At 67.3% G+C, this 25,055-nt stretch carries 24 protein-coding genes; 12 read left to right on the top strand and 12 right to left on the bottom strand.

All coding sequences use genetic code 11. From position 1 onward, the window contains the following. Positions 1–21: 21 nt before the first annotated feature. Positions 22–354 carry a Na+/H+ antiporter subunit G gene (locus ACW9UL_RS16415; protein ID WP_021442606.1) on the top strand — a complete coding sequence of 111 codons (333 nt, stop codon included), beginning with the start codon at positions 22–24 and terminating at the stop codon, positions 352–354. Positions 355–477: 123 nt separating this feature from the next. On the opposite strand, the gene ACW9UL_RS16410 is transcribed toward ACW9UL_RS16415, so the two are convergent. The 3 genes from ACW9UL_RS16410 to ACW9UL_RS16400 form a co-directional block, all read right to left on the bottom strand. Next, a complete protein-coding gene (locus tag ACW9UL_RS16410; protein WP_457787673.1) occupies positions 478–2,091 on the bottom strand; it encodes an NAD(P)/FAD-dependent oxidoreductase in 1,614 nt (537 codons plus the stop codon). 81 nt (positions 2,092–2,172) lie between these two features. Continuing rightward, entirely contained in the window at positions 2,173–3,180 is a 1,008-nt protein-coding gene (gene gap, locus ACW9UL_RS16405; protein ID WP_457787672.1) for a type I glyceraldehyde-3-phosphate dehydrogenase, read from the bottom strand. Positions 3,181–3,421: 241 nt separating this feature from the next. Continuing rightward, positions 3,422–4,093 carry a COG3650 family protein gene (locus ACW9UL_RS16400; protein ID WP_457787671.1) on the bottom strand — a complete coding sequence of 224 codons (672 nt, stop codon included), beginning with the start codon at positions 4,091–4,093 and terminating at the stop codon, positions 3,422–3,424. A gap of 130 nt (positions 4,094–4,223) precedes the next feature. On the opposite strand from ACW9UL_RS16400, the gene ACW9UL_RS16395 reads away from it, so the two are divergent. Beyond that, a complete protein-coding gene (locus ACW9UL_RS16395; protein WP_457787670.1) occupies positions 4,224–5,105 on the top strand; it encodes an RluA family pseudouridine synthase in 882 nt (293 codons plus the stop codon). Positions 5,106–5,199: 94 nt separating this feature from the next. Here ACW9UL_RS16395 and ACW9UL_RS16390 read toward each other — a convergent pair whose 3' ends face one another. The 5 genes from ACW9UL_RS16390 to ACW9UL_RS16370 all read right to left on the bottom strand — a co-directional run bounded on the left by ACW9UL_RS16390 (position 5,200) and on the right by ACW9UL_RS16370 (position 10,514). Continuing rightward, positions 5,200–6,222, bottom strand: coding sequence for an AbrB family protein (locus ACW9UL_RS16390; RefSeq protein WP_457787669.1), 1,023 nt, complete (start codon positions 6,220–6,222; stop codon positions 5,200–5,202). Beyond that, positions 6,206–7,726: a tripartite tricarboxylate transporter permease gene (locus ACW9UL_RS16385; RefSeq protein ID WP_021443497.1), complete on the bottom strand. Its 1,521-nt coding sequence runs from the start codon at positions 7,724–7,726 to the stop codon at positions 6,206–6,208. The genes ACW9UL_RS16390 and ACW9UL_RS16385 overlap by 17 nt, the downstream gene beginning before the upstream one ends. A gap of 1 nt (position 7,727) precedes the next feature. After that, entirely contained in the window at positions 7,728–8,171 is a 444-nt protein-coding gene (locus ACW9UL_RS16380) for a tripartite tricarboxylate transporter TctB family protein (RefSeq protein WP_021443498.1), read from the bottom strand. 67 nt (positions 8,172–8,238) lie between these two features. Next, positions 8,239–9,216, bottom strand: coding sequence for a Bug family tripartite tricarboxylate transporter substrate binding protein (locus tag ACW9UL_RS16375; RefSeq protein ID WP_021443499.1), 978 nt, complete (start codon positions 9,214–9,216; stop codon positions 8,239–8,241). A gap of 32 nt (positions 9,217–9,248) precedes the next feature. Continuing rightward, positions 9,249–10,514 carry an OprD family porin gene (locus ACW9UL_RS16370; RefSeq protein ID WP_457787668.1) on the bottom strand — a complete coding sequence of 422 codons (1,266 nt, stop codon included), beginning with the start codon at positions 10,512–10,514 and terminating at the stop codon, positions 9,249–9,251. 1,037 nt (positions 10,515–11,551) lie between these two features. Here ACW9UL_RS16370 and tctD point away from each other — a divergent pair. Together tctD and tctE are read left to right on the top strand one after the other, a co-directional pair. After that, a complete protein-coding gene (tctD, locus tag ACW9UL_RS16365; RefSeq protein ID WP_397498255.1) occupies positions 11,552–12,223 on the top strand; it encodes a two-component system response regulator TctD in 672 nt (223 codons plus the stop codon). Further along, positions 12,220–13,614, top strand: a complete 1,395-nt coding sequence (gene tctE, locus ACW9UL_RS16360; protein WP_457787667.1) for a two-component system sensor histidine kinase TctE — start codon at positions 12,220–12,222, stop codon at positions 13,612–13,614. The genes tctD and tctE overlap by 4 nt, the downstream gene beginning before the upstream one ends. On the opposite strand, the gene ACW9UL_RS16355 is transcribed toward tctE, so the two are convergent. The 3 genes from ACW9UL_RS16355 to ygfZ all read right to left on the bottom strand — a co-directional run bounded on the left by ACW9UL_RS16355 (position 13,597) and on the right by ygfZ (position 16,245). Continuing rightward, complete coding sequence (locus tag ACW9UL_RS16355) at positions 13,597–14,352, bottom strand: substrate-binding periplasmic protein (RefSeq protein ID WP_457787666.1); 756 nt, start codon at positions 14,350–14,352, stop codon at positions 13,597–13,599. The two genes, tctE and ACW9UL_RS16355, sit on opposite strands and share 18 nt — an antisense overlap. Positions 14,353–14,421: 69 nt before the next feature. Beyond that, positions 14,422–15,258 (bottom strand): HDOD domain-containing protein, encoded by an 837-nt coding sequence (locus ACW9UL_RS16350; protein ID WP_021444869.1) that lies wholly within the window; start codon positions 15,256–15,258, stop codon positions 14,422–14,424. 45 nt (positions 15,259–15,303) lie between these two features. Continuing rightward, complete coding sequence (gene ygfZ, locus ACW9UL_RS16345) at positions 15,304–16,245, bottom strand: CAF17-like 4Fe-4S cluster assembly/insertion protein YgfZ (protein WP_457787665.1); 942 nt, start codon at positions 16,243–16,245, stop codon at positions 15,304–15,306. Positions 16,246–16,390: 145 nt separating this feature from the next. Here ygfZ and ACW9UL_RS16340 point away from each other — a divergent pair, with 145 nt between their 5' ends. Together ACW9UL_RS16340 and ACW9UL_RS16335 are read left to right on the top strand one after the other, a co-directional pair. Beyond that, positions 16,391–16,645, top strand: a complete 255-nt coding sequence (locus ACW9UL_RS16340) for an FAD assembly factor SdhE (protein ID WP_021444818.1) — start codon at positions 16,391–16,393, stop codon at positions 16,643–16,645. Then, positions 16,629–17,087, top strand: a complete 459-nt coding sequence (locus tag ACW9UL_RS16335; protein WP_457787664.1) for a protein YgfX — start codon at positions 16,629–16,631, stop codon at positions 17,085–17,087. Before ACW9UL_RS16340 ends, ACW9UL_RS16335 begins: the two co-directional genes overlap by 17 nt. Here the strand turns inward: ACW9UL_RS16335 and nadB are convergent. Further along, positions 17,050–18,672: an L-aspartate oxidase gene (gene nadB / locus ACW9UL_RS16330; protein WP_457787663.1), complete on the bottom strand. Its 1,623-nt coding sequence runs from the start codon at positions 18,670–18,672 to the stop codon at positions 17,050–17,052. The two genes, ACW9UL_RS16335 and nadB, sit on opposite strands and share 38 nt — an antisense overlap. Positions 18,673–19,048: 376 nt before the next feature. Here nadB and rpoE point away from each other — a divergent pair, with 376 nt between their 5' ends. The 6 genes from rpoE (at position 19,049) to lepA (ending at position 25,051) form a co-directional block, all read left to right on the top strand. Next, the gene (gene rpoE / locus ACW9UL_RS16325; protein ID WP_003245473.1) at positions 19,049–19,630 is read left to right on the top strand and encodes an RNA polymerase sigma factor RpoE/AlgU; all 582 of its coding nucleotides are present in this window, start codon (positions 19,049–19,051) and stop codon (positions 19,628–19,630) included. Positions 19,631–19,660: 30 nt separating this feature from the next. Then, the gene (locus tag ACW9UL_RS16320; RefSeq protein WP_021444821.1) at positions 19,661–20,233 is read left to right on the top strand and encodes a sigma-E factor negative regulatory protein; all 573 of its coding nucleotides are present in this window, start codon (positions 19,661–19,663) and stop codon (positions 20,231–20,233) included. 8 nt (positions 20,234–20,241) lie between these two features. Further along, positions 20,242–21,189: a MucB/RseB family sigma factor regulatory protein gene (locus ACW9UL_RS16315; protein WP_457787662.1), complete on the top strand. Its 948-nt coding sequence runs from the start codon at positions 20,242–20,244 to the stop codon at positions 21,187–21,189. Then, entirely contained in the window at positions 21,186–21,641 is a 456-nt protein-coding gene (locus tag ACW9UL_RS16310) for a SoxR reducing system RseC family protein (RefSeq protein WP_457787661.1), read from the top strand. The genes ACW9UL_RS16315 and ACW9UL_RS16310 overlap by 4 nt, the downstream gene beginning before the upstream one ends. Positions 21,642–21,675: 34 nt before the next feature. After that, positions 21,676–23,100: a DegQ family serine endoprotease gene (locus ACW9UL_RS16305; protein ID WP_457787660.1), complete on the top strand. Its 1,425-nt coding sequence runs from the start codon at positions 21,676–21,678 to the stop codon at positions 23,098–23,100. Between the two features lie 151 nt (positions 23,101–23,251). Beyond that, positions 23,252–25,051 carry a translation elongation factor 4 gene (gene lepA / locus ACW9UL_RS16300; RefSeq protein WP_021444825.1) on the top strand — a complete coding sequence of 600 codons (1,800 nt, stop codon included), beginning with the start codon at positions 23,252–23,254 and terminating at the stop codon, positions 25,049–25,051. The last annotated feature ends 4 nt before the right edge of the window (positions 25,052–25,055 follow it).

Raw genomic sequence — 25,055 nt, 5'->3', positions numbered from 1 at the left:
ACCTGCTATGGAGACTGCTGCATGGACACCCTGATCGAAGGCCTGGTCGCCCTGTTCCTGCTGCTCGGCAGCCTGTTCGCCCTGGTCGGTGCCATCGGCCTGTACCGCCTGCCGGATTTCTTCATGCGCCTGCACGGACCGACCAAGGCCACCACCCTGGGCGTCGGCGGCATGGTCATCGCCTCGCTGATCTACTTCGGCAGCCGCGGCAACGGCCTCAGCCTGCACGAACTGCTGATCACCCTGTTCCTCTTCATCACCGCCCCGGTCAGCGCCCATATGCTGGCCAAGGCGGCGCTGCAGCAGAAGCTGCCGCTCAGCGAGCAGACCCGCGGGCGGCCCTGGGAACAGTAGTTGAGCGGGATCCATAGCCGAGCGGCCCGCGCCTCGCGCACGGGCCCAATGCCTGGAACCATTTGCCCGTACGCAGTCACCTCGCGGCCATCGCCGCGGTGCGACCCTGTGCTGTCTGAGGCGTTAAGGCTTTAGCCCGAGCATATCGCGCGCCACCGCTTCGGCCACGCGGATGCCGTCGACCCCGGCGGAAAGAATGCCGCCGGCATAGCCCGCGCCTTCACCAGCCGGGTACAGGCCCTTGAGATTCAGGCTCTGCAGGTCGTCGCCGCGGGTGATGCGCACCGGCGAGGAGGTTCGCGTCTCGATGCCGGTGAGCACCGCGTCAGCCAGGTCGAAGCCCTTGATCTGCTTGGCGAAGGCCGGCAGCGCCTCGCGGATGGCTTCGATGGCGAAGTCCGGCAGCGACGGCGCCAGGTCGCCCAGCTTGACCCCCGGTTTGTACGAGGGTGTGACCTCGCCCAGGGCGGTCGACGGCTGGCCTTTGATGAAGTCGCCGACCAGTTGCCCCGGCGCCTCGTAGTTGCGCCCGCCGAGCACGTAGGCGTGGGATTCCAGGCGCTCCTGCAGTTCGACGCCGGCCAGCGGGCCGCCCGGATAGTCCTGCTCGGGGGTGATGCCGACGACTATGCCGGCGTTGGCGTTGCGCTCGTTGCGCGAATACTGGCTCATGCCGTTGGTGACCACCCGCTCCGGTTCGGAGGTGGCGGCGACCACGGTGCCGCCCGGGCACATGCAGAAGCTGTACACCGAGCGGCCGTTGCTGGCGTGGTGCACCAGCTTGTAGTCGGCGGCGCCGAGCTTGGGATGGCCGGCGTACTTGCCCAGGCGCGCGCGGTCGATCAAGGACTGCGGGTGCTCGATGCGGAAACCCACCGAGAAGGGCTTGGCCTCCAGGTATACGCCGCGGGCATGCAGCATGCGGAAGGTGTCGCGCGAGCTGTGGCCGAGGGCGAGGATCACGTGGCGGCTGAGGATCTGCTCGCCGCTGTCCAGCATCACGCCGGTGAGCTGGCCGTCTTCCATCAGCAGGTCGCTGACGCGCTGCTGGAAGCGCACCTCGCCGCCCAGGGCCTTGATCTCCTCGCGCATGGTGGCGACCACGCCGGTGAGGCGGAAGGTGCCGATATGCGGCTTGCTGACGTAGAGAATCTCGTCCGGCGCGCCGGCCTTGACGAACTCCTGCAGCACCTTGCGCCCGTGGTGGTGCGGGTCCTTGATCTGGCTGTAGAGCTTGCCGTCGGAGAAGGTGCCGGCGCCGCCCTCGCCGAACTGCACGTTGGACTCGGGGTTGAGCTGGTTCTTGCGCCACAGGCCCCAGGTGTCCTTGGTGCGCTGGCGCACTTCCTTGCCGCGCTCCAGCACTATGGGGCGCAAACCGGCCTGGGCCAGGATCAGCGCGGCGAAGATGCCGCAGGGGCCGAAACCGACGACCAGGGGGCGCTCATCCAGCGGCGCCTTGGCCTGGCCGACCGGCTTGTAGGCGATATCCGGCGCCGGGCCGACCTGCTTGTCGTGCGCCAGGCGGGCGAGCAGGGCGGCTTCGTCCTTCACCTCGCAATCGAGGGTGTAGATGAACGGCATCTCGCCGAATTTCTTGCGCGCATCGTAGCTGCGCTTGAATACGCTGAAATCGAGCAGCTCGGCGTCGTCGATACCCAGGCGCTGGACGATGGCCGGGCGCAGGGCGTCTTCGGCGTGGTCGAGGGGCAGTTTCAGTTCGGTCAGGCGAATCATGGCGAGTATCCCGCAGGGCCGGTGGCGATCCGGCAGAGTGAAAAAGGCCGGCGATTGTACAGGATCGCCGCCCGCAGGTCGTCAGCCGGCCTGCGGCAGCGGCCAGGCCAGCAGCACGTCGAGCATGCGGTTGGCGAAGGCCCATTCGTTGTCGTACCAGGCCAGCACCTTGACCAGCTCGTCCTGCACCCGGGTGTGGTTGAGGTCGACCACGCAGGACAGCGGGTAGCCGTTGAAGTCGCTGGACACCAGCGGCAGCGCGTTGCACTCCATCACCCCGGCCGGCAGCGTCGCCGCCCCGGCCTGCAGCGCGGCGTTGATCGCCTCGCGGCTGGTCGGCCGCTCGGCGGTGAAGGTCAGGTCGAGCAGCGATACGTTGGGCGTCGGCACCCGCACCGACAGGCCGTCCAGGCGCCCGGCCAGTTCCGGCAGCACCAGGCCGATGGTCTTGGCCGCGCCCGTGCTGGTGGGAATCATCGACAGCGCCGCGGCGCGGGCGCGGTAGAGGTCCTTGTGTGCCTTGTCCAGCAGGTTCTGGTCGTTGGTGTAGGCGTGCACCGTGTTGATCAGGCCCTGGCGGATGCCCACGGCCTGGTGCAGCACCTTGGCCAGCGGCGCCAGGCAGTTGGTGGTGCAGGAGGCGTTGGAGACGATCTGCTGATTGCCCAGCAGCTCATGGTTGACGCCGTAGACCACGGTCAGGTCGGCGCTTTCCAGCGGGTGCGAGAGCAGCACGCGCTGGGCCCCGGCGGTCAGGTGTTGTTCGACCTGGGCGCGTTTCTTGAACTTGCCCGAGCACTCCAGCACCAGGTCGACGCCAAGGCGGTTCCACGGCAAGTTGAAGGCCTCGCGCTCGCTGAGCAGGTGGATCGACTGGCCGGCCAGGTGCAACTGGTCGCCCTGCAGCTCGACCGCGCCGGGGAAGCGGCCGAAGGTCGAATCGAAGCGGGTCAGGTGGGCGAGGGTGGCGTGGTCGCCGAGGTCGTTGATCGCGATCAGGCCGATGCGTTGCTGCAGATCGCGCTGCACCAGGGCGCGCAGCAGGGCGCGGCCGATGCGCCCGTATCCGTTCAGGGCTACTCGTAGCATGGCGGTCTCCTTCCGGCTTTGCTCTGTGCAGCTTAGGAGCCAGTTGGCGAGCCTGCCGCGCAGGACTGTGGCAAAAAATCACCGGGAGTGATTTTTGACGTCGCCTGCGACGGCCCGAAGGGTGGCCGCCAGGGACGGCAGGCCACCAAAAAATTCCGGGAGTGATGTTTCAGTCGCCTACGACGGCCCGCGGGGGTGGCCGCCAGGGATCGCCGGCAAGCCGGCGCCTACGCGGCTGGGCTCAGTTGCGCGCGCCGCCGAAGTGGGCGCAGCCGCGCTGCACCTGGCCGTCCAGGCGCAGTTCGGCGCTGAGGTGGCTGACCGCGCCGCTCATGCCGTCGACGCAACGTTGCGGCGCCACCCACAGCTCCAGGCGGCGGCCGTTGGCCTCGCTGCTGAAATTCAGGCGGCCTTCGGGCAGCTGCTCTTCCAGGTAGGGCAGGGCCAGCGGCGGCTGGTCGGGGCGGTTGAGCACCAGGCCCTTGCCGCCGACCTCCACCTGCCAGAACGGCTCGTTGCCGCTGGCACGCAGGGTCAGGCGCTTGAAGTTGAGGTCGTCGCAGCCATGGCCTTCGCCCTGGATGCGGTACAGCTGGCTGACCTCGAAACGACCCTCGCTGCCGTTGCCCTGGCTGCCGCCCAGCCGGCCGGCGAGGTCGGCGAACAGCGCGGTCTGGCCGTCGGCCAGCAATTCGGCGGCTGCGCGGGTGACGCCGGTGTTGCCGCTGTCGACCAGGGCGAAGCGGCGCTGCTCCTGGCAGGGGGTGAAGAACAGCTGGCCGCCCTGAGCCTGCAACTGGCCTTGCAGGCGCGTGGCCGGCGGCGGGCCCTCGGGTTTGCCGGTGTAGACTTGGCAGGCGGTGAGCAGGGGCAGCAGGGCGAAGCTGGCGAGCAGGGTGCGGGTGATCGACATGAAGGCCTCCGAACGGAAGCCGCCACCTTAGCCACAGGCGTGCGCCGGCTCAAGCCGTTTGCTTTTGACGGCGCGCGCGGGCTGCGGCCTAATGCGCCGGATCAGCCGTTGCCCCCGAGTTGGTTCTGCCATGTCCAGCCCTGCCATGCGTCCCAGCACCCTGCACCTGCCTCAGGGCGAGTGGGCGACGGTGCTCGACTGTCTGTGCGATCACTTTCCCGCCATCGACCGCGCCACCTGGCTGCAGCGCATGGCCCGCGGCCGGGTGCTGGATGCGGCAGGTGCGCCGCTGGGCCCGCAGCATCCCTATCGGGTCGGGCTCAAGGTGCGCTACTTCCGCGAGGTGGCGCAGGAGACGCCGATTCCCTTCGAGGCGCGCGTGCTGTGGCAGGACACGCACCTGCTGGTGGCGGACAAGCCGCATTTCCTGCCGGTGATGCCGGCCGGCGAGTACGTCGAGCAGACCCTGTTGGCGCGGCTGGTCAGGCTGACCGGCAATGCCGAGCTGGTGCCGATCCATCGCATCGACCGCCTCACCGCCGGGCTGGTGCTGTTCTCGGTCGAGCCGAGCAGCCGCGGCCGCTACCAGGCGCTGTTTCGCCAGCGTGCGGTGGAAAAGCGCTACGAGGCCATAGCCCCGGCCTTGCCGCAGCTGCAGTTTCCCCATGTGCATCGCTCGCGCATGATCGAGGGCGAGCCGTTCTTTCGCATGCAGGAAGTAGCGGGCGAGGCCAACAGCGAGACGCGCATCGAGGTGCTGGAGCGCCGCGGCGCGCTGTGGCGCTACGGCCTGTCGCCGGTGACCGGGCGCAAGCACCAGCTGCGCGTGCACCTGGCCGGGCTCGGCGCGCCCATCGTCGGCGACGATTTCTACCCCGAGCTGCACGACAGCCGCGGCCAGCCGGACGACTACGCCAAGCCGCTCAAGCTGCTGGCGCGCGGCCTGCGCTTCGTCGACCCGCTCAGCGGGCAAGCACGTGAGTTCGAGAGCCAATTGCAGTTGCAGTGGTAGCCCTGGTGCGCAGGGCGCACCCTACGGAACGGTGTAGTCGTAGGGTGCGCCGTGCGCACCAGAAGCATCATAAAAAAAGCCCGCACAAGGCGGGCTAAGTGTGGCTCTTGCACCAGAGCTTGAATAAGGGCTCGGCGAGAAACATCACCAGAAACAGCCGCAGCACCTGCAGGGCGGTGACCAGCGCCACCGCCAGCTGCAGCGCCTCGGCGGTCAGGCACAGTTCGGTGATGCCGCCGGGCATCATGCCCAGCATCAGCGACAGGCGATCCTCGCCGGCCAGCCAGCCCAGCGCTTCGCCGAGCAGAGCGGCGGCGAGCATGGCCAGCAGGGTGAACAGCAGTACGCGGGCGAGAAAGCCCGGCGCGCTGCGAAAGAAGGCGCGGTCGAAGTGACAGCCCAGGGCGCAGCCGATCAGCCACTGGCCGAACTGACCGAAGCCCGACGGCAGGCCCAGGTGCAGATCGAAGCTGGCGCTGGCCACGGCGCAGGCGGTCAGCGGGCCGAGCATCCAGGGGTTGGGCTGTTTCAGCCGCGTCCACAGCAACGCCAGCACCGCGCCGGCGGCCAGCAGGACGAGCAGCCAGGCCCAGTCCACCTGTGCCGCCGGCGGGGCGTCGACGGCCGGCAGGCTCCAGGTGAACAGCGCCGGAATCAGCAGTACCACCAGCAGCAGGCGCAGGCTGTGGGCGGCGGCCACGCGCGCCGGCTGGGCGTCGTGGCGCAGCGCCAGGTTGACCATCTCGCTGGCGCCGCCGGGCATGCTGGCGAAGAACGCGGTGGCGCGGTCGACGCCGCCGCGGCGCAGGATGGCGATGCCGATCAGGCTCAGCAGCAGGGTGACGCAGGCGCCGCCGACTATGATCGGCAGGTGGCTGACGACCTGCGCCAGCACCTCGCTGGTGAAGTGCAGGCCGATGCCGCTGGCCACCAGCCACTGGCCGGCCTTGCGCCCGCCGGGGAGTTCGCTGAAGGCGCGGTTGCTGATGCAGCGCAGGGCGATCACCGCCAGCAAGGATCCGACCATCCACGGCAAAGGCCAGCCGGCGAGGCTGGCCAGGTAGCCGCCGGCCGCACCGGCCAGCGGCGTCACCCACAGATCAGGCGGTAGCCGCATCGGCTTGCGCCTTGACCTGCTTGCGCCGGCGCAGCCAGCGGATGCCCGGCAGGGCCAGCATCAGCACCACCAGCGCCCAGAGCACCAGGGTGATCGGGCTGCCCCAGAGGATGCCCAGGTCGCCGGCGGAGATCGACAGCGCGCGGCGCAGGTTGTCTTCCATCAGCTCGCCGAGGACGAAGCCGAGGATCAGCGCCGACAGCGGGAAGTCCAGCTTGCGCAGGATGTAGCCGAACACGCCGAGCACGATCATCAGCACCAGGTCGAAGGTGGTGCTGTGCACCGCGTAGACGCCGACCATGCTGACCACGGTGATCGCCGGCACCAGCACCCAGTTCGGCACGCTGAGCATGCGCGAGAACAGGCCGACCATCGGGATGTTCATCACCAGCAGGATGACGTTGCCGATGAACAGCGAGGCGATCAGGCCCCAGACCACGTCCGGCTGCTGCTCGAACAGCAGTGGACCGGGGGTGATGTTGTACAGGGTCAACGCGCCGATCATCACCGCGGTGGTGCCCGAGCCCGGCACGCCGAGGGTCAGCATGGGGATCAGGGAGCCGCAGGCCGAGGCGTTGTTGGCCGCTTCCGGGGCGGCCAGGCCGCGCAGGTCGCCGTCGCCGAAACGGCCCTTGCTGCCGGCCAGGCGCTTCTCGGTCATGTAGGTCATGGCGCTGGCGATGGTCGCACCGGCGCCGGGCAAGGTGCCGATGACGAAGCCGGCCAGGGCGCTGCGGATCATGGTCCAGAAGCTCAGGCAGAACTCCTTGAAGTTGAACAGCAGGCGCCCGCTGGCCTTGACCGCCTTCTGCCCGCCATGGGTCTTTTCCAGCATCAGCAGGATCTCGCTGACGCTGAAGAAGCCGATCACCACGATGACGAACTGGATGCCGTCGGACAGGCTGACGCTGTCGAAGGTGAAGCGGTACACGCCGGTGGTCGAGTCCACCCCGACCGTGGCCAGGGCCAGGCCGATCAGCGCCGCCATCAGGGTCTTGACCGGCTTGTCGCCGACCATGCCGCCGAGGCAGGCGATGGCGAAGATCATCAGCACGAAGTACTCGGCCGGGCCGAAGGCCACCGCCCATTTCGCCAGCAGCGGGGCGAACAGCACCACGCCGCAGGTGGCGATGATGCTGCCGATGAAGGAGCTGACCGCCGACAGCGACAGGGCGATGCCGGCCTTGCCCTGACGCGCCAGCGGGTAGCCGTCGAGGGTGGTCATGATCGCCGCGGCGTCGCCCGGCACGTTGAGCAGGATGGCGGAGATGCGTCCGCCGTACTCGCAGCCCAGGTACACGGCGGCGAGCAGGATCAGCGCGGTTTCCGGCGGCAGGCCGAGGGCGAAGGCCAGCGGCAGCAGCAACGCCACGCCGTTGATCGGGCCGAGACCGGGCAGCAGGCCGACAACGGTGCCGACGAAGGCGCCGAACAGCGCCACCAGCAGGTTGGTCGGGCGGGTGGCGACGTCGAAGCCCTGCATGAGGAAGTTAAGGGTTTCCATTTCAGCTCTCCACGAAGGCTTCAAGCAGGCCGAGCGGCAGGGGCACGTCCAGCAGCAGATCGAACAACACGTACAGCAGCACGCCCATCAGCACTGCGCTGACGGCGCAGGGCAGGGGGCGGCCGGTGAACAGCAGGCCGAGGGCGAAGGTGGCCAGGGCGGTGCTGAGCACGAAGCCGAGCGACTCGAAGGTCAGCGCATAGGCCAGCAGCACCAGCACGCACAGGGCGCTGCGCGCCGCGGCGGAAAGGTTCAGGCGTTGCTCGAGCATGCCCGGCTTGTACACCAGCCACAGGCTGCCGACGCCCATCAGGGCCAGCAGCAGCAGCGGGTAGGCGCGCGGGCCGACCGGGTCGTAGGCGAAGGGGGCCTGGAAACCCCAGGCGAGGACGGCGAGCCAGGCGCACAGCAGCAGCCAGATCGCGGAGAACAGACGAACGTACATGGTGGGTTACCTCGGGAGCGCCCCGGCCCGGGGAGCGGACGGGCCGGGGGCGGGTTGTGCAGGCGGATTACTGAACCAGGCCGAACTCGCCGGCCAGCGCCTTGTACTCCTGCACCTGCTTGAGCACGAAGGCGTTGAGCTCGTCGCCGGTCAGCGCCAGCGGGAACAGGTCGCGCTGCTCGCGCAGGGTGGCGAAGTCGTCGCGGGCGAGCATCTGCTCGAACTGGCCCTGCCACCAGGCGAACTGCTCGTCGCTGACCTGCGGGCCCATGTAGAAGCCGCGGATCACCGGCCAGCTGATGTCGAAGCCCTGCTCCTTGGCGGTGGGGATGTCGCCCAGCTTGCCCGGCAGACGCTCGTCGGACAGCACGGCGAGGATGCGCACCTTGCCGGCGGCCAGCTGCGGGGTGACTTCGCCGAGGCCGCTGGAGGTGACCTGGACGTGGCCGCCGAGCATGGCGGTGAGGGTTTCGCCGCCGCCCTCGAAGGCCACGTAGCGCAGGGTCTGCGGATCGATGCCGGCGGCGCGGGCGATCAGCGCGGTCTGCATCCAGTCCTGGCCGCCGATGGTGGCACCGGCACCGAACACCACGCTGGTCGGATCTTTCTTCAGTGCCGCGACCAGGTCGCCGAGGTTCTGCCAGGGCGAGTCGGCGCGCACGGTGATGGCGCCGTAGTCGGTGCCGATGGCGGCCAGCCAGCGCACGGCGTTCTCGTCGTAGCGGCCGAACTTGCCCTGGGCCAGGTTGAGCAGGGAGCCCGAGGAGAAGGCGGTGATCGTGCCCGGATCCTTGGCGCGCTGGGCGACCACGGCGTTGTAGGCCACCGCGCCGACGCCGCCGGGCATGTAGGTGACGCGCATCGGCGCCTTGAGCAGGCCGCTGTCTTTCAGGCCGCTCTGGGCCAGCTTGCAGGTCAGGTCGAAACCGCCGCCGGGCTTGGCCGGGGCGATGCATTCGGGGCGCTTGGGCTCGGCGGCCAGCAGCTGGCCGGCGAAGGCCAGGCAGGAAACCGTCAGGGCGGCACGGGTCAGGGCAGATTTCATGATGGGGTTCTCCTCGCGAATCTTATTGTGGGTTACCAGATCGGCAGGGTGTAGCCGACGATGACACGGTTCTCGTCCGCATCGCGGGCGAAATCGGAGCGGAAGCTGGCGTTGCGCAGGCGCAGGTAGAGGTCCTTGAGCGGGCCGCTCTGCACCACGTACTTGAACTCGATGTCGCGTTCCCATTCGCCGCCGGTGTCGTCCGAGCCGGCGATCTGCGCGTCGCTGCCTTTGATATAGCGGGTCATGAAACTCAGCCCGGGCAGGCCGAGGTTGGCGAAGCTGAAGTCGTAACGGGCCTGCCAGGAGCGCTCGTCGGCGTTGGCGAAGTCGTTGATCTGCACGAAGTTGACCAGGTAGGGGTCGCTGCCGTCGATATAGGCATAGCCGGTGTCGCCGCTCATGTCCTGGAAACCCAGGCCGAACTTGTGGCTGCCGATGCCGTAGCTGAGCATGGCGTTGAAGGCGCGGTTGTCGACCTTGCCGGCGTTGGCCGCACCGGTGTCGTCGCTGAGCATCAGGCGTACGTCGCTGCTCAGGGTGCCGGCGCCGAGCGGGTGCTTGCTCAGCAGGCCGACGAAGTGCTGGCGGTAGATGTCGTCCAGCTCGGCGTAGAAGTAGCGGCCGCTGAAACCCTGGCCGAAGTCGTAGTCGAAGCCGAGCAGATCCAGGTGATCGGCAGCGATGCCGGCGGCGAAGCGGCGGTTCTTGCTGTTGAGCAGCAGGTCTTCGGAGTTGGTCGAGGCGCGGTCGATCACCTTGTCCAGGCGGCCACCGGTGAAGGTCAGGCCGTCCAGCTCGGAGGAGGTCAGCAGACCACCCTCGAACACCTGCGGCAGCAGGCGGCTGTCGCTGGCCTTGACCACCGGCAGCTCGGGCACATGCGAGCCATAGCGCAGCTCGGTGGCGGAGACCTTGACCTTGGCGGTCAGGCTCAGGCGGCTGAACTCGTCCGGGGTGCCGCCGTCGTCCTGCACCGGCAGCAGGTCGGTGCCGGTGCGGCCGCCGCCGGAGTCGAGCTTGACGCCGAGCAGGCCCATGGCGTCGACGCCGAAGCCGACGCTGCCGTCGGTGTAGCCGGACTGCACGTCGAGCCAGAAACCCTGGCCCCATTCTTCGCGCTTGTTCTGCCCGGTGCCTTCACGGAAATCGCGGTTGAGGTAGATGTTGGTGGCGGTCAGGCTGGCCGTGCTGTCGTCGATAAAGGCGGCGTTGGCGAGGGGGGCGCCGCCGGCAGCGGCGATGGCCAGGCAGAGCAGGCGGACAGGTGGCAGGGCCTGACGTGAGGCTGCGTGCATCTTGTGGTCTCCATTCTTGTTTTTGTCGCGACCTCGCACCACTGCGGGGTCGCTCGAGCAGGTGGATCGAGCCACCGTGAGGTCGATGCTAGGGGGGCAAGCTTTCGCCAGGCTTTCAGGGGTGAAAAAAGGTTTTCGTGTTTCCGCGGGGGATAGGTTTGACACCGGACTGGCAAGTTGGTGCTTTCTGATCGCGGCGCTCTCTACTTCTGGAATAGGTTCATTAACGTGTCGAACTTGCGTTCTGGTTTCGCCCCTCACGGGCGAGTCACTTTCTCTTGTTTGCCCAAGAGAAAGTAACCAAAGAGAAGGGCACCCCACCATCCGGCCCCGGCTATGCCGGGGTTCCCTCCCTCCATCACCGCTCCAGGGGCACGCCGCGAAGGGCCATCCCTGGCCCATCGCGGCTCTCGCGGCATCCATGCCGCTCAACCCCTTCCACGGCGATTCCACTCGGCCTCCTGAAGGGGACTTGGGCGTCGTCTGTGCCATCGCAGCTGAAGAGCAAAAGCCAAACTCCAAACACCGCCGAGTTTGATCTTTCGGAGATTTCGCAAGCTCGCGACCCGGTCCCGTCAGGAGGCCGAGTGGAGGTGTTGCCTAGGGGGACGAGCCGCATGGATGCGGCGAGAGGCTTAAAGGGCCAGGGACGGCCCTTGTAAGCCGGCCCCCGGAGCGGCACCGGGACGAGGGAAGTTTCGCGCAGCGAAACCCGGATGCCGGGTGCCCTTCTTTGGCACACCTTTCTTGGGCAAGCAAGAAAGGTGTGGCGCCCGTAAGGGGCGCAACCCAGACGTTCAGCAGACGCGGTGATGGGTAGTGCTAAGTCAGTCAGCGATACGCACACCAACTTGCCAGTCCGGTGTCAATCAGCGCTTTCCCCAAACTACGGGAAGAACCCAGAAACGCCTGGAGCGTTTTTTGATGTCGCCTGCGACGGTCCGCAGGCGGGCCTCCTGCTGGCATCTCGGCAATTCACAGCAGCCGCAACGGCGCTACACTGCGCGCCTCGAACGATGCTGCAGGCGGAGGTGGCGGTGCGGATTCTGCTGGTCGAAGACCATCCGCAGTTGGCGGAAAGCGTGGCCCAGGCGCTCAAGGGCGCCGGCTGGACGGTGGACGTGCTGCACGACGGGGTGGCCGCCGACCTGGCCTTGTCCAGCGAGGACTACGCCCTGGCGATTCTCGATATCGGCCTACCCCGGCTCGACGGCTTCGCCGTGCTGGCGCGCCTGCGCGACCGTGGCCAGACCCTGCCGGTGCTGATGCTCACCGCGCGCGGCGAGGTCAAGGACCGGGTGCACGGCCTCAACCTGGGCGCCGACGACTACCTGGCCAAGCCCTTCGAGCTGTCCGAGCTGGAGGCACGGGTCAAGGCCCTGCTGCGCCGCAGCGTGCTCGGCGGCGAACAGCTGCAGCGCTGCGGCACGCTGGTCTACGACCTCGGCGCGCGGCGCTTCAGCCTGGACGGCGAGGCGCTGAGCCTGACCGCTCGCGAGCAGGCAGTGCTGGAGGCGATGATCGCCCGCCCCGGACGGGTGATGAGCAAGGAGCAACTGGCCGCTCAGGTATTCGGCCTGGACGAGGAGGCCAGCGCCGACGCCATCGAGATCTACGTCCACCGCCTGCGCAAGAAGCTCGAAGGGCGTGCGGTGCGCATCGTCACCTTCCGCGGCCTCGGCTACCTGCTGGAGGCGATCGAGGCATGAGCCGCGGCGCCAGCCTGCGCGGCCGCCTGCTGCGGCGCCTGGCGCTGCTGCTGGCGCTGATCCTGCTACTGAGCAGCCTGAGCGCCTACTGGAGCGCCCGGCGCGCCGCCGACACCGCCTACGACCGCACCCTGCTGGCCTCGGCGCGGGCGGTGGCCGACGGCCTGTACGCCGAGGATGGCAGGCTCAGGGCCAATATCCCCTACGTGGCGCTGGACACCTTCGCCTACGACAGCGCCGGGCGCATCTACTACCAGGTGCTCGGTCATCGCGGTGAGCAGGTCTCCGGCTACGAGGACCTGCCGCCGGCGCCGCCCGGCACCCGGCGTACCGACGACTACCCGGCGCTGGCGCATTTCTATGACGCCGAGTACCGCGGCCAGGGCGTGCGCGTGGTCAGCCTGCTGCAGCCGGTCAGCGAGCCGCAGCTCAACGGTATGGCGGAAATTCGTGTGGCTGAGACCCAGGGCGCGCGCGAGCGCATGGCCCGCGAACTGCTGGTCGGCACCCTGTGGCGCATGGGCCTGCTGTCGGTCAGCGCGCTGCTGTTGGTGTGGCTGGCGGTGAGTCTGGCCCTGCGCCCGCTGGAGACCCTGCGCCGGGCGGTGGCCGAACGCGCCAGCGACGACCTGCAGCCGCTGCCCGATGCCGGCTTGCCGCGCGAAGTGCTGCCGCTGGTGGAGGCGCTCAACCAGTTCAACGAGCGCCTGCGCGGGCTGTTCGAGCGCCAGTCGCAGTTTATCGCCGACGCCGCCCACGAGCTGCGCACGCCGCTGGCGGCGCTCAAGGCGCGCATCGCCCTGGGCCTGCGCGCCGAGCAACCGCAGGCGTGGCGCGACACCCTGGAGCAGGTGGCGCAGCAGGGCGATCGCCTGACCCAGCTGGCCAACCAGCTGCTGTCGCTGGCGCGTATCGAAAGCGGCGCGCGGGCCATCGCCGAGGGTGGCGCGCAGCGCATCGACCTCAGCCAGCTGGCGCGCGAGCTGGGTCTGGCGATGGCGCCGCTGGCCCATGCCCGCGGCGTCGCCCTGGCCCTGGAGGCCGAGCAGCCGGTGTGGATCGACGGCGAGCCGACCCTGCTCAACGAGCTGCTCAACAACCTGATCGACAATGCCCTGGCGCACACCCCGGCCGGCGGCAACCTGATCCTGCGGGTGCTGGCCCCGGCGCTCCTGGAGGTGGAGGACGACGGCCCGGGGATTCCCGAGGACGAGCATCAGAAGGTCTTCGAGCGCTTCTACCGGCGCGGCGCGCAGGGCAGCGGCGCCGGCCTGGGGCTGGCCATAGTCGGCGAGATCTGCCGCGCGCACCAGGCGCAGATCAGCCTGCACCAGGTGCGGCCGCATGGGTTGCGGGTGCGGGTGGAGTTCCCGTTAGGGGGTGAGGCTTAACGGCTGCTGGATCTCCAGCAGGTACTGCGCGACCTTGCCGCTGTCGCGTAGCTGCGCCAGGCCGCGGTTGAAGCGCGCGATGCGCTCGGCGTTGCCGGGCACCTCGCGCGACAGCAGCAGGTGCAGGCTGTCACTGCGCAGCGGTTTGGGGTGGAAGCTCAGGCGGGCGCGCTCGGCGGCGCTGAAATGCTGGTGCAGCATGTCGAAAGCGACCACTTTGTCGATGGGGAACAGGTCGGTGCGGCCGGCCAGCAAGTGACGCAGGCCCTGTTCGTCACTGGTCAGGCGTACCACCTCGAGTTCGCCGGCCGTCTCGGCGCGCTGGAAGGCCTCACCATAGTCGTAGCCTCGGGTGGTGGCGATGCGCAGGCCGCGCAGGTCGTCGATCGCGCTCCAGTCGAAGGCGCGGCTCTTGCGGTGAAACAGGTAATAGCCGCTTTCCACCACCGGGTCGCTGATATGAAAGCGCTGCGCGCGCTCGGCGCTGTACAGCCACACCGCGCTGCCGTCGCGCTGGCCCTGTTCGGCCAGTTTCAGCGAGCGTGCCCAGGGGTGGAATTCCCACTGCACCTCGATGCCTTGCAGGGCGAAGGCTTCGGCGACGATGCGCGAGGCCACGCCGTGATGCGGCAGGCGCTCGCTCAGGTAGGGCGGCCACTCGCCGTTGGTCAGGCGCAGCGGCTCGGCGGCCTGCAGGCTACCGAACAGCAGGGTGCAGAGGAAAAGGACGAGGCGCATGCGTGACGGCTTCCGACGCAACTGTGGGCTTGAGTCTAGAGGCAGATTGTCAGCCGCGCCGCGACGCTTTTATTGCAGCATGCTCATCGCCGCTTCCATGGCGGCGGAGAGGTCTTCGTCGGCCTGCATGTCGACGTTGGGGTCGAGGCCGAGCTTGGCGAAGGCCGGCACCGTGCTCCAGTCCAGCTGGGTGTAGGGGTGCTCGCTGCCCAGGTAGCTCTGCAGGGTGGCGACCTGGACGATGTCGACGTAATCGACCTTGGCCGAGTCGCGGGCGAAGTTCAGGTACTGGCTGGGCACCATGGCGATCGGCTCGGGGAACTCCCAGGTGCGCAGGATCTTGTCGCCGATGATCGGGTGGATCTGTTCGATCACGTGGTTGAGGCTGATGGAGTCGGCCAGCAGTTCGTTGTGTTCCTCGGCGTAGGTGAGGATCGGCAGCACGCCGATCTGGTGCACCAGGCCGGCGAGGGTGGCCTGGTCCGGCATCAGGCGGGTGTAGTGGCGGCACAGCACATGGCAGATGCCGGCGATCTCGGTGCTCTTGTTCCACACCTCGCGCATCTTGCGGTCGACCACGTCGCTGGTGGCCTGGAACATCTGCTCCATGGCCAGGCCGGTGGCCAGGTTGCAGGTGTAGTTGATGCCCAGGCGGCTGACCGCCATCTGCAGGTCGGTGATTTCCTTGTTGGTGCGCAGCAGCGGGCTGTTGACCACCTTGATGATGCGCGCGGTGAGCGCGGCGTCGTTGCCGATCACCTTGCTGATCTGCGGGATGCCGATATCCGGATCTTCCGCGGCCTCGCGCACCTTCAGCGCCACCTCGGGCAGGGTGGGCAGCACCAGCTCGTCGTTCTCGATGGCGTGGATCAGTTCCTGTTGGACTCTTTCGGCAAGCTTGCTCATCAATGGGCTCTCTTAGGCGATCCGATGCGGCGCCAGGCAGTTTAGTCAGCGCTGGATTTCCTGGTCGGCATCCAGCTGATAAGGCAGATCGAGCAAAGTCAGCGTCGGCCCTTCGCCGCTGCCGAGATGGAGACGGCCATCGTTGACGGCATCTTCCTGCAACACGGCGAGCAGCTCAACGGCATCGCCCGCCTGGGCGGCCAGCACCACTTTGCCGACGCTGGAGCCGTGCACCGGCGAGAACAGCTCGACGCCGACGGCCGGCGTGTCCGTGCCGCTCAGGCGCAGGCGGTACAGGCGCCGTTTGAGCTTGCCCAGATACTGCATGCGCGCGACGATTTCCTGGCCGGTGTAGCAGCCCTTCTTGAAGCTGACGCCGCCGAGGGCCTGCAGGTTGAGCATCTGCGGAATGAACAGCTCGCGGCTGGCGCCGAACACCTGGCCGACGCCGGCGCGCACCTGGGCCAGCAGCCAGTCGTTGAGCGGCGCCTGCGGCAGCGCGGCGGCCAGTCGGCTGTGCAGGCCTTCGGCGGCAGCGGCCGGCGCCCAGAGTTCGGCGCGGCCGTCGCCGAGGCGCACGGCCAGCAGCTCGCCGGCGCTGGCCAGGGCATCGCGCTCGGCGCCCAGCTCCAGGCCCAGCTCGGCCAGCAGGGTGTCGCCGCCGGCCAGGCCGAAGCGCACCCAGGCGGCGCTTTCGTCGCTCAGTTTGGATTTGGAGAACACCGCGTACTTCTGCAGGTCGGCCAGTTGCGCCGCGACCAGCTCGCGCGCCATGGCCAGCAGGTAGCCGCCGTCCACCGGGACGATGCGAAAGCTCGACAGCATGCGCCCCTTGGGCGTGCAGCGGGCGCCCAGGCTGGACTGGGTGGCGGACAGGTAGTCGAGGTTGCAGGTCAGCTGACCCTGGAGAAACTTGCTGGCATCCGCGCCGCGCACGGCGAGCAGGCCTTCGTGGTCGAGGAGGGTGAAGTACGCGCTATCGGCCATGGTGGGAATCGAGTCGCTGGAGAAAAGACAGGGGCGTCATCATAGAGGGCGCGATAGGCGCTTGTCAGCGGGCGCGGTCGTCGCTTCGGGTCAACAGCGAGACTTTTCACCGTTATACTGCCGGCCTCTTTCAAGGAGCCGTTCCATGGTCGATGCAACCGAACTCAACCGTCTGTTCTGGCACAGCCGTCGCGGCATGCTGGAGCTGGACGTACTGCTGGTGCCCTTCGTCAAGGAGGTCTACCCCAACCTGGATGCCGACGACCGGGCGCGCTATCGCAAGCTGCTGGAGTGCGAGGATCAGGACATGTTCGGCTGGTTCATGCAGCGCGGCGAGCCGGAAGACGCCGACCTCAAGCGCATGGTGCGCATGATCCTGGACCGTGTCCAACCTCAGTGAGGTGTTCGAGTGCCATTGGCAGCCCTCGCGCGGGCTGCTGAGGCTCTATCTGGTCGTCCTGGCGCTGGCTCTGCTGGCGCCCTGGCTGGCCGCCGTGCCCCTGTGGGGCAAGGTTCTGGCGCTGGCGTTGTGCCTGGCGCATGCCGCCTGGGTGCTGCCGCGGCATATCCTGCTGTCTTCGCCCCATGCCGTGCGTGGGCTGCGTCGCGACGCCCTCGGCTGGCAGCTGTGGAGCGCGGCGCAGGGCTGGCAGCCGGTGCAGTTGCGCCCCGATAGCCTGGCCTTGCCGCTGGCGGTGGTGCTGCGCTTTCGCCGGCCGGGCGAGCGTTTCAGTCGCGGTCTGTGCATTCCCCGCGATGCGCTGCCGCGCGAGCTGCACAGGCGCCTGCGTCTGCGCCTGAAGTTCAGCCGCCGGCGCTGGGCTGCGCCGGGGTCAGGATAGTGTCGCGCGCCTCGGCCAACTGCTCGGGGTAATCCAGGGTGTAGTGCAGGCCGCGGCTCTCGTGGCGGCGCATCGCCGACTCGATCATCAGTTCGGCGACCAGCGCCAGGTTGCGCAGCTCGATCAGGTCGCGGCTGACCTTGTAGTTGCTGTAGAACTCGTTGATCTCGCCCTGCAGCAGGCGAACGCGGTGCTCGGCGCGCTGCAGGCGTTTGTTGGTGCGCACGATGCCGACGTAGTCCCACATGAAGCGCCGCAGCTCGTCCCAGTTGTGCGCGATGATCACATCCTCGTCCGAGTCGGTGACCTGGCTGGCGTCCCAGCCGGGCAGGTCGGCCGGCATCGCCACCTGGTCGAGCTGATTGACGATATCGGCGCAGGCCGAACGGGCGTAGACGAAGCATTCCAGCAGCGAGTTGCTGGCCAGGCGGTTGGCGCCGTGCAGGCCGGTGAAGCTGGTTTCGCCGATGGCGTACAGGCCGGGTACATCGGTGCGCCCGTGCTGGTCGACCACCACGCCGCCGCAGGTGTAGTGCGCCGCCGGCACCACCGGGATCGGCTCCTGGGTGATGTCGATGCCGAAGCCCAGGCAGCGTTCGTAGACGGTGGGGAAGTGATTCTTGATGAACTCCGCCGGCTTGTGGCTGATGTCCAGGTAGACGCAGTCGATACCGAGACGCTTCATCTCGTGGTCGATGGCGCGCGCGACTATGTCGCGCGGGGCCAGCTCGCCGCGTTCGTCGAAGCGCGGCATGAAGCGCTCGCCGCTCGGCAGGCGGAGCAGGGCGCCTTCGCCGCGCAGCGCCTCGGTGATCAGGAAGTTCTTCGCCTGCGGGTGGTAGAGGCAGGTGGGGTGGAACTGGTTGAATTCCAGGTTGCCCACCCGGCAGCCGGCGCGCCAGGCCATGGCGATGCCGTCGCCGCAGGCGCCGTCGGAGTTGCTGGTGTAGAGGTAGACCTTGGCCGCGCCGCCGGTGGCGAGAATCACGAAACGCGCGCTGAAGGTGTCCACCTCGCCGCGCGCGCGATCCAGCACGTAGGCGCCCAGGCAGCGTTCGCCAGGCAGGCCGAGCTTGCGCTCGGTGATCAGGTCGACCGCCACGCGCTGTTCCAGCAGCTCGATGTTGGGCCGTTGGCGAGCCCGTTCCAGCAGGGTGTTGAAGATCGCCGCGCCGGTGGCGTCGGCGGCGTGGATGATGCGCCGGTGGCTGTGGCCGCCCTCGCGGGTCAGGTGGAATTCGAAGCCGCCGTCTTCGCGCGCGGTCTGGTCGTCGCGGGTAAAGGGCACGCCCTGGTCGATCAGCCACTGGATGGCTTCGCGGCTGTGCTCCACGGTGAAGCGCGCGGCGTCTTCACGGCACAGGCCGGCGCCGGCATTGAGGGTGTCGGCGACGTGGGATTCGACGGTGTCGGTGTCGTCCAGCACCGCCGCCACGCCGCCCTGCGCCCAGTAGGTCGAGCCATTGGCCAGGTTGCCCTTGCTCAGCACGGCGATGCGCAGCTGGGCGGGCAGGGTGAGGGCGAGAGTCAGGCCGGCGGCGCCGCTGCCGATGACCAGAACGTCGTGCTGGAAGTGTTGGTTCATGTCCGAATTCCGCGGGAATGCGAGCCCTAGTATATAGAGAGGGTCGGCGGCACAATAGCCAGCTTATGACCGACCGCAGTGCTCGGGAACTTTCTTAGTCGTTAAGGTTCCATACAGGGTCGCCCATATAAGGGAGAGCGCCGGCGCGTGCCCGCTCGATCTTCGGTCAAACCGTCGATCAATTGGGAAAACGTGTGGCGATAAATTATTCGCGCGAGCGGGATGCGTCCCGTTGGCGCCGCTCCGGCAGAGGGAAAAACAGACTCTGCGGGAAGCTTGCTTGGAGGGGAGAACTTTTGCGCGAGGCCCGAGTCTATCTTGGCAGGCTGATTCGCTCAGGGGCGCAAGCCTCCTCCAAGCATCATGAGGAGAGTGCATGCTAACCCAGGAAGATGATCAGCAACTGGTCGAACGAGTGCAGCGCGGCGACAAGCGCGCCTTCGATCTGTTGGTGCTGAAGTATCAGCACAAGATCCTCGGTTTGATCGTGCGATTCGTGCACGACACCCACGAGGCTCAGGACGTTGCCCAGGAAGCCTTCGTCAAGGCGTACCGGGCGCTTGGAAACTTTCGCGGTGACAGCGCGTTCTATACCTGGCTGTACCGCATCGCCATCAACACGGCGAAGAATTATCTGGTGTCCCGCGGTCGGCGGCCGCCAGATAGTGATGTCAGTAGCGATGACGCGGAGTTCTACGACGGCGACCACGCCCTCAAGGACATCGAGTCACCGGAACGGGCATTGCTGCGCGACGAGATCGAGGCCACGGTGCATCGAACCATCGCCCAGCTGCCGGACGACTTGCGCACGGCTTTGACCCTGCGCGAGTTCGAAGGTCTGAGTTACGAGGACATTGCCAGCGTCATGCAGTGTCCGGTGGGTACCGTGCGTTCGCGGATCTTCCGTGCGCGTGAGGCCATTGATAAATCTCTGCAACCTTTGTTGCAGGAAGCCTGAGGCAGCGGCGACAGCCAAGAGAGGAACACCATGAGTCGTGAAACCCTGCAGGAATCGCTGTCCGCGGTGATGGATAACGAAGCGGACGAACTGGAGCTGCGGCGTGTGCTCGCGGCCAGTGAGGATGGCGAGCTGCGTGGCACTTGGTCGCGTTACCAGATCGCCCGTGCGGCCATGCACAGGGAATTGCTGGAGCCGCGCCTGGATATCGCCGCGGCGGTCTCGGCGGCGCTGGCCGACGAGGTCGTGCCGGTGCGCAAGGCGCCGCTGTGGCGCAGTGTCGGTCGTCTCGCGGTGGCTGCTTCGGTGACCGTTGCAGTGCTCGCCGGCGTGCGCCTGTACAACCAGGACGAACTGAGTGGCAGCCAGTTGGCCCAGCAGGACGCTGCGCCGACGCTTTCTGTGCCGCAGGTGCAAGGGCCGGCGCTGCTGGCCGGATACAGCAGCGGCGAGGCGTCGAGCGAAGCCGCCAAGCCCGGCACCGCCGGCTGGCATGAGCAGCGCCTGCCGACCTACCTGCGCCAGCACACGCAGCAGGCGGCGATGAGTGCCGGTGAGACCGCCTTGCCTTATGCGCGAGCCGCCAGCCTGGAAAACCGCTAAGGAGTCACATGCGCGCGATCCCTCTCTTACTTCTCAGCGGCTGGCTGGCGTTGCCGGTCCATGCCGCTGATGCACAAGATTGGCTCAAGCGCCTCGCCGAAGCCGAGCGTGGGCAGAGCTTTCAGGGCACCTTCGTTTACGAGCGCAACGGCAGTTTCTCCACCCACAGCGTGTGGCGTCGGGTAGAGGAGGGCGGCTCGATCCACGAACGCCTGCTGCAGCTCGACGGCCCGGCCCAGGAAGTGCTCAAGGTCGACGGCCAGACCCAATGCGTCAGCGGCGCGCTGGCCGACCAGGTCGGCGACGCCCAGGCCTGGCCGGCGCGCCATCTGGACGCCGAGCAACTGGGCAACTGGTACGACATCCGCGTCGCCGGCCAGTCGCGCATCGCCGGACGCAACGCCGTGGTGCTGGTGTTGGCACCCAAGGACCAGCATCGCTACGGCTTCGAATTGCACCTGGACCAGGAAACCGGTCTGCCGCTGAAATCCCTGCTGCTCAACGAAAAGGGTCAGTTGCTGGAGCGCTTCCAGTTCACCCAGCTGCAGACCGCGGCCCCCGAAGCGGGTGTCCTGCAGCCCAGTTCGCGCTGCCGTCCGGTACGCTTTCGTTCGGTCGATCAGGTGGCCGAAGGCAGCTGGCGTTCGGACTGGTTGCCTCCCGGTTTCACCCTCAACGCCGCCCAGCTGCGGCGCAGTCCTGCCTCCGACGAGGCGGTCGCCTGCCTGATGTACGGCGACGGCCTGGCGCGTTTCTCGGTCTTTCTCGAGCCCCTGCAGGGGGCGGTGGTGGAAGACGCACGCAGCCAGCTCGGTCCTACCGTTGCGGTATCGCGGCGTATGGCCACCGAGGCCGGCGACGTGATGGTCACCGTGGTCGGCGAGATCCCCCTGGGCACCGCCGAGCGTATCGCCCTGTCAATGCGTGCCGGGGCCTCCGAACAGGTCAGTCAATGATCGAGGAACAGGGTCGCGTGGTGGCGGTCGAGCCCGGCGCGGTCTGGGTCGAGACTCTGCGCAAGAGCACCTGTTCCAGCTGTTCGGCCAATGCCGCTTGCGGTCAGGGGCTGATGGAGCGTCTCGGCGTCGGCCGCCAGCGTGGTTATGTACGCGCCCTCTGTCAGTTGCAGCTTGCGGTGGGCGACGCCGTGGTGATCGGCGTGCGCGAAGACCTGCTGGTGCGCAGCTCGCTGCTGGTCTATCTGTTGCCGCTGCTCGGCCTGTTGGGCGCCGCCCTGCTGGCCGACGGCCTTGGCCTGAGCGAGCCCTGGGTCATCCTCGGTGCTCTTGCCGGTCTATTCGCCACCTGGCTGCTGGTGCGCTGGCGCGCGTCGCGCGTCGCCGACGATCCGGCCTTGCAACCCGTTGTCCTGCGTGCGCTGCTGGCCGGTGGGCCGGCGGCGAGTTGAGAGTGTTTGCGTTCCATATGGGGAGTCGTAGTCGATGAGAAAGCTCAGATCCGTTGCGCCGCTGTTGGCGGTTGCCCTGCTCTGGGGGCAGAGTCTGCTGGCCCAGGCCAGCCTGCCCGACTTCACCGAACTGGTGGAGGAAGCCTCGCCGGCGGTGGTCAATATCAGTACCCGGCAGAAGGTGCCGGAGCGGGTGGCCGGCATTCAGCCGGGCATGCCCGACCTGGAAGGCCTGCCGCCGATGTTTCGTGAGTTCTTCGAGCGCAACATTCCCCAGGTGCCGCGCGGCCCCGGCGGCGGTCGCCAGCGCGAGGCGCAGTCGCTCGGCTCGGGCTTCATCATCTCCGCCGACGGGTATGTGCTGACCAACAACCATGTGGTCGCCGATGCCGATGAAATCATCGTGCGCCTGTCCGACCGCAGTGAGCTGGAGGCCAAACTTATCGGCGCCGACCCGCGCAGCGACGTGGCTCTGCTCAAGGTCGAGGGCGAGAATCTGCCCACCGTGCGCCTGGGCAAGTCCGACGAACTCAAGGTCGGCGAGTGGGTGCTGGCCATCGGCTCGCCCTTCGGCTTCGACCACTCGGTGACCGCCGGCATCGTCAGCGCCAAGGGCCGCAACCTGCCGAGCGACAGCTACGTGCCGTTCATCCAGACCGACGTAGCGATCAACCCCGGCAACTCCGGCGGTCCGCTGTTCAACCTGCAGGGCGAAGTGGTCGGCATCAATTCGCAGATCTTCACCCGCTCCGGCGGCTTCATGGGGCTGTCCTTCGCCATTCCCATGGAAGTGGCGCTGCAGGTGGCCGACCAGCTCAAGGCGGACGGCAAGGTCACCCGCGGCTGGCTCGGCGTGGTGATTCAGGAAGTGAACAAGGACCTGGCCGAATCCTTCGGTCTGGACAAGCCGGCCGGCGCGCTGGTCGCCCAGGTGCTGGAGGACGGTCCGGCGGACAAGGGCGGGTTGCAGGTCGGCGACGTGATCCTCAGCCTCAACGGCAAGCCCATCGTCATGTCGGCCGACCTGCCGCATCTGGTCGGCGGCCTCAAGCCGGGCGAGAAGGCCGAGATGGACGTGGTGCGTGAAGGCTCGCGCAAGAAGCTTAGGCTCACCATCGGCACCCTGCCGGAAGAGGGGCAGGAGCTGGCGGCCGCCGGCACGCCGGGCGGCGAACGCAGCAACAACCGCCTGGGCGTGAGCGTGGTGGAGCTGACCGCCGAGCAGAAGAAGGGTCTCGACCTCAAGGGGGGAGTGGTGGTCAAGGAGGTGCTCAACGGCCCGGCGGCGATGATCGGCCTGCGTCCGGGCGACGTGATCACCCACCTGAACAACCAGGCCATCGACTCCACCGCCACCTTCGCCAAGGTCGCGCAGGAGCTGCCGAAGAACCGTTCGGTGTCGATGCGCGTGCTGCGCCAGGGGCGCGCCAGCTTTATCACCTTCAAGTTGGCGGAGTAATCCGGGCAACGCTGAAGAAGGGCGCTTTCGGGCGCCCTTCTGCGTATCTGCACCAGTGCGGTGCGCACGTGACGCGGTCGCGAGGGATCGGGTACAATCCGCGGCTATTTTCGGCAAGCGTCTTGCCTGTGCCTTCTTCGAGTGTTGATCTGTGAGTGACCTGAGTCATATCCGCAATTTTTCCATCATTGCCCACATCGATCACGGCAAGTCCACCTTGGCTGACCGTTTCATCCAGATGTGCGGCGGCCTCGCTGCACGTGAAATGGAGGCTCAGGTCCTGGACTCCATGGATCTGGAGCGTGAGCGCGGCATCACCATCAAGGCCCACAGCGTTACCCTTCACTACAAGGCGCGGGACGGTAAGACCTACCAGCTGAACTTCATCGATACCCCCGGTCACGTCGACTTCACCTATGAGGTCAGCCGCTCCCTGGCGGCCTGTGAGGGTGCGCTGCTGGTGGTCGATGCCGGTCAGGGCGTCGAGGCGCAGTCGGTGGCCAACTGCTACACCGCCATCGAGCAGGGCCTCGAGGTCATGCCGGTGCTGAACAAGATGGACCTGCCCCAGGCCGACCCGGATCGCGTCAAGGACGAGATCGAGAAGATCATCGGCATCGACGCCACCGACGCCGTGGCCTGCAGCGCGAAGAGCGGCATGGGCGTGGACGAGGTGCTCGAGCGCCTGGTGCAGACCATTCCGGCGCCGACCGGGGATATCGAAGCGCCGTTGCAGGCGCTGATCATCGACTCCTGGTTCGACAACTACCTCGGCGTGGTCTCGCTGGTGCGCGTGCGTCAGGGCCGCGTCAAGAAAGGTGACAAGATCCTGGTCAAGTCCACCGGCAAGGTGCACCTGGTCGACAGCGTCGGCGTCTTCACCCCGAAACACACCGCCACTGCTGACCTGAAAGCTGGTGAAGTGGGCTTCATCATCGCCAGCATCAAGGACATTCATGGTGCGCCGGTGGGCGACACCCTGACCCTGTCTTCGACCCCCGAGGTCGAGGTGCTGCCAGGCTTCAAGAGAATCCAGCCGCAGGTCTACGCCGGCCTGTTCCCGGTCAGCTCCGACGACTTCGAGGACTTCCGCGATGCCCTGCAGAAGCTGACCCTCAACGACTCGTCGCTGCAATACGCGCCGGAAAGCTCCGACGCGCTGGGCTTCGGCTTCCGTTGCGGCTTCCTCGGCATGCTGCACATGGAAATCATCCAGGAGCGCCTGGAGCGCGAATACGACCTGGACCTGATCACCACCGCGCCGAGCGTGATCTATGAGCTCGAGCTCAAGACCGGGGAAACCATCACCGTCGACAACCCGTCCAAGCTGCCGGATGTCTCGGCCGTCGCCGACTTCCGCGAGCCGATCGTCACCGCGACCATCCTGGTGCCGCAGGAGCACCTGGGCAACGTCATCACCCTGTGCATCGAGAAGCGCGGCGTACAGCGCGACATGCAGTTCCTCGGTTCTCAGGTTCAGGTTCGTTACGACCTGCCGATGAACGAGGTGGTGCTGGACTTCTTCGACAAGCTCAAGTCGACCAGCCGCGGCTATGCGTCGCTGGACTATCATTTCGATCGCTACCAGTCGGCCAACCTGGTCAAGCTGGACGTGCTGATCAACGGCGACAAGGTCGATGCCCTGGCCTTGATCGTGCATCGCGACAATGCGGCCTACAAGGGCCGTGCACTGACCGAGAAAATGAAGGAACTGATCCCGCGGCAGATGTTCGACGTGGCGATCCAGGCCGCCATCGGCGGCCAGATCATCGCGCGGACCACGGTCAAGGCGCTCAGAAAGAACGTACTGGCCAAGTGTTACGGCGGCGACGTCAGCCGTAAGAAAAAGCTGCTGGAGAAGCAGAAGGCTGGTAAGAAACGCATGAAGCAGGTCGGTAACGTGGAAATCCCACAGGAAGCCTTCCTTGCCGTGCTCAGGTTGGATAGCTAAGGCT

It is taken from the genome of Pseudomonas sp. PL-6 (assembly GCF_054110165.1).
The sequence above is the reverse complement of the archived record's forward strand: the minus strand, read 5'-3'. Positions and strand labels throughout refer to the sequence as shown.

Excerpts from the sequence above, each read along its gene's own strand:
- ACW9UL_RS16415 (WP_021442606.1), top strand. The coding sequence starts at position 22 with ATGGACACCCTGATCGAAGGCCTGGTCGCCCTGTTCCTGCTGCTCGGC.
- ACW9UL_RS16410 (WP_457787673.1), bottom strand. The coding sequence starts at position 2,091 with ATGATTCGCCTGACCGAACTGAAACTGCCCCTCGACCACGCCGAAGAC.
- gap (WP_457787672.1), bottom strand. The coding sequence starts at position 3,180 with ATGCTACGAGTAGCCCTGAACGGATACGGGCGCATCGGCCGCGCCCTG.
- ACW9UL_RS16400 (WP_457787671.1), bottom strand. The coding sequence starts at position 4,093 with ATGTCGATCACCCGCACCCTGCTCGCCAGCTTCGCCCTGCTGCCCCTG.
- ACW9UL_RS16395 (WP_457787670.1), top strand. The coding sequence starts at position 4,224 with ATGTCCAGCCCTGCCATGCGTCCCAGCACCCTGCACCTGCCTCAGGGC.
- ACW9UL_RS16390 (WP_457787669.1), bottom strand. The coding sequence starts at position 6,222 with ATGCGGCTACCGCCTGATCTGTGGGTGACGCCGCTGGCCGGTGCGGCC.
- ACW9UL_RS16385 (WP_021443497.1), bottom strand. The coding sequence starts at position 7,726 with ATGGAAACCCTTAACTTCCTCATGCAGGGCTTCGACGTCGCCACCCGC.
- ACW9UL_RS16380 (WP_021443498.1), bottom strand. The coding sequence starts at position 8,171 with ATGTACGTTCGTCTGTTCTCCGCGATCTGGCTGCTGCTGTGCGCCTGG.
- ACW9UL_RS16375 (WP_021443499.1), bottom strand. The coding sequence starts at position 9,216 with ATGAAATCTGCCCTGACCCGTGCCGCCCTGACGGTTTCCTGCCTGGCC.
- ACW9UL_RS16370 (WP_457787668.1), bottom strand. The coding sequence starts at position 10,514 with ATGCACGCAGCCTCACGTCAGGCCCTGCCACCTGTCCGCCTGCTCTGC.
- tctE (WP_457787667.1), top strand. The coding sequence starts at position 12,220 with ATGAGCCGCGGCGCCAGCCTGCGCGGCCGCCTGCTGCGGCGCCTGGCG.
- ACW9UL_RS16355 (WP_457787666.1), bottom strand. The coding sequence starts at position 14,352 with ATGCGCCTCGTCCTTTTCCTCTGCACCCTGCTGTTCGGTAGCCTGCAG.
- ACW9UL_RS16350 (WP_021444869.1), bottom strand. The coding sequence starts at position 15,258 with ATGAGCAAGCTTGCCGAAAGAGTCCAACAGGAACTGATCCACGCCATC.
- ygfZ (WP_457787665.1), bottom strand. The coding sequence starts at position 16,245 with ATGGCCGATAGCGCGTACTTCACCCTCCTCGACCACGAAGGCCTGCTC.
- ACW9UL_RS16340 (WP_021444818.1), top strand. The coding sequence starts at position 16,391 with ATGGTCGATGCAACCGAACTCAACCGTCTGTTCTGGCACAGCCGTCGC.
- nadB (WP_457787663.1), bottom strand. The coding sequence starts at position 18,672 with ATGAACCAACACTTCCAGCACGACGTTCTGGTCATCGGCAGCGGCGCC.
- rpoE (WP_003245473.1), top strand. The coding sequence starts at position 19,049 with ATGCTAACCCAGGAAGATGATCAGCAACTGGTCGAACGAGTGCAGCGC.
- ACW9UL_RS16320 (WP_021444821.1), top strand. The coding sequence starts at position 19,661 with ATGAGTCGTGAAACCCTGCAGGAATCGCTGTCCGCGGTGATGGATAAC.
- ACW9UL_RS16315 (WP_457787662.1), top strand. The coding sequence starts at position 20,242 with ATGCGCGCGATCCCTCTCTTACTTCTCAGCGGCTGGCTGGCGTTGCCG.
- ACW9UL_RS16310 (WP_457787661.1), top strand. The coding sequence starts at position 21,186 with ATGATCGAGGAACAGGGTCGCGTGGTGGCGGTCGAGCCCGGCGCGGTC.
- ACW9UL_RS16305 (WP_457787660.1), top strand. The coding sequence starts at position 21,676 with ATGAGAAAGCTCAGATCCGTTGCGCCGCTGTTGGCGGTTGCCCTGCTC.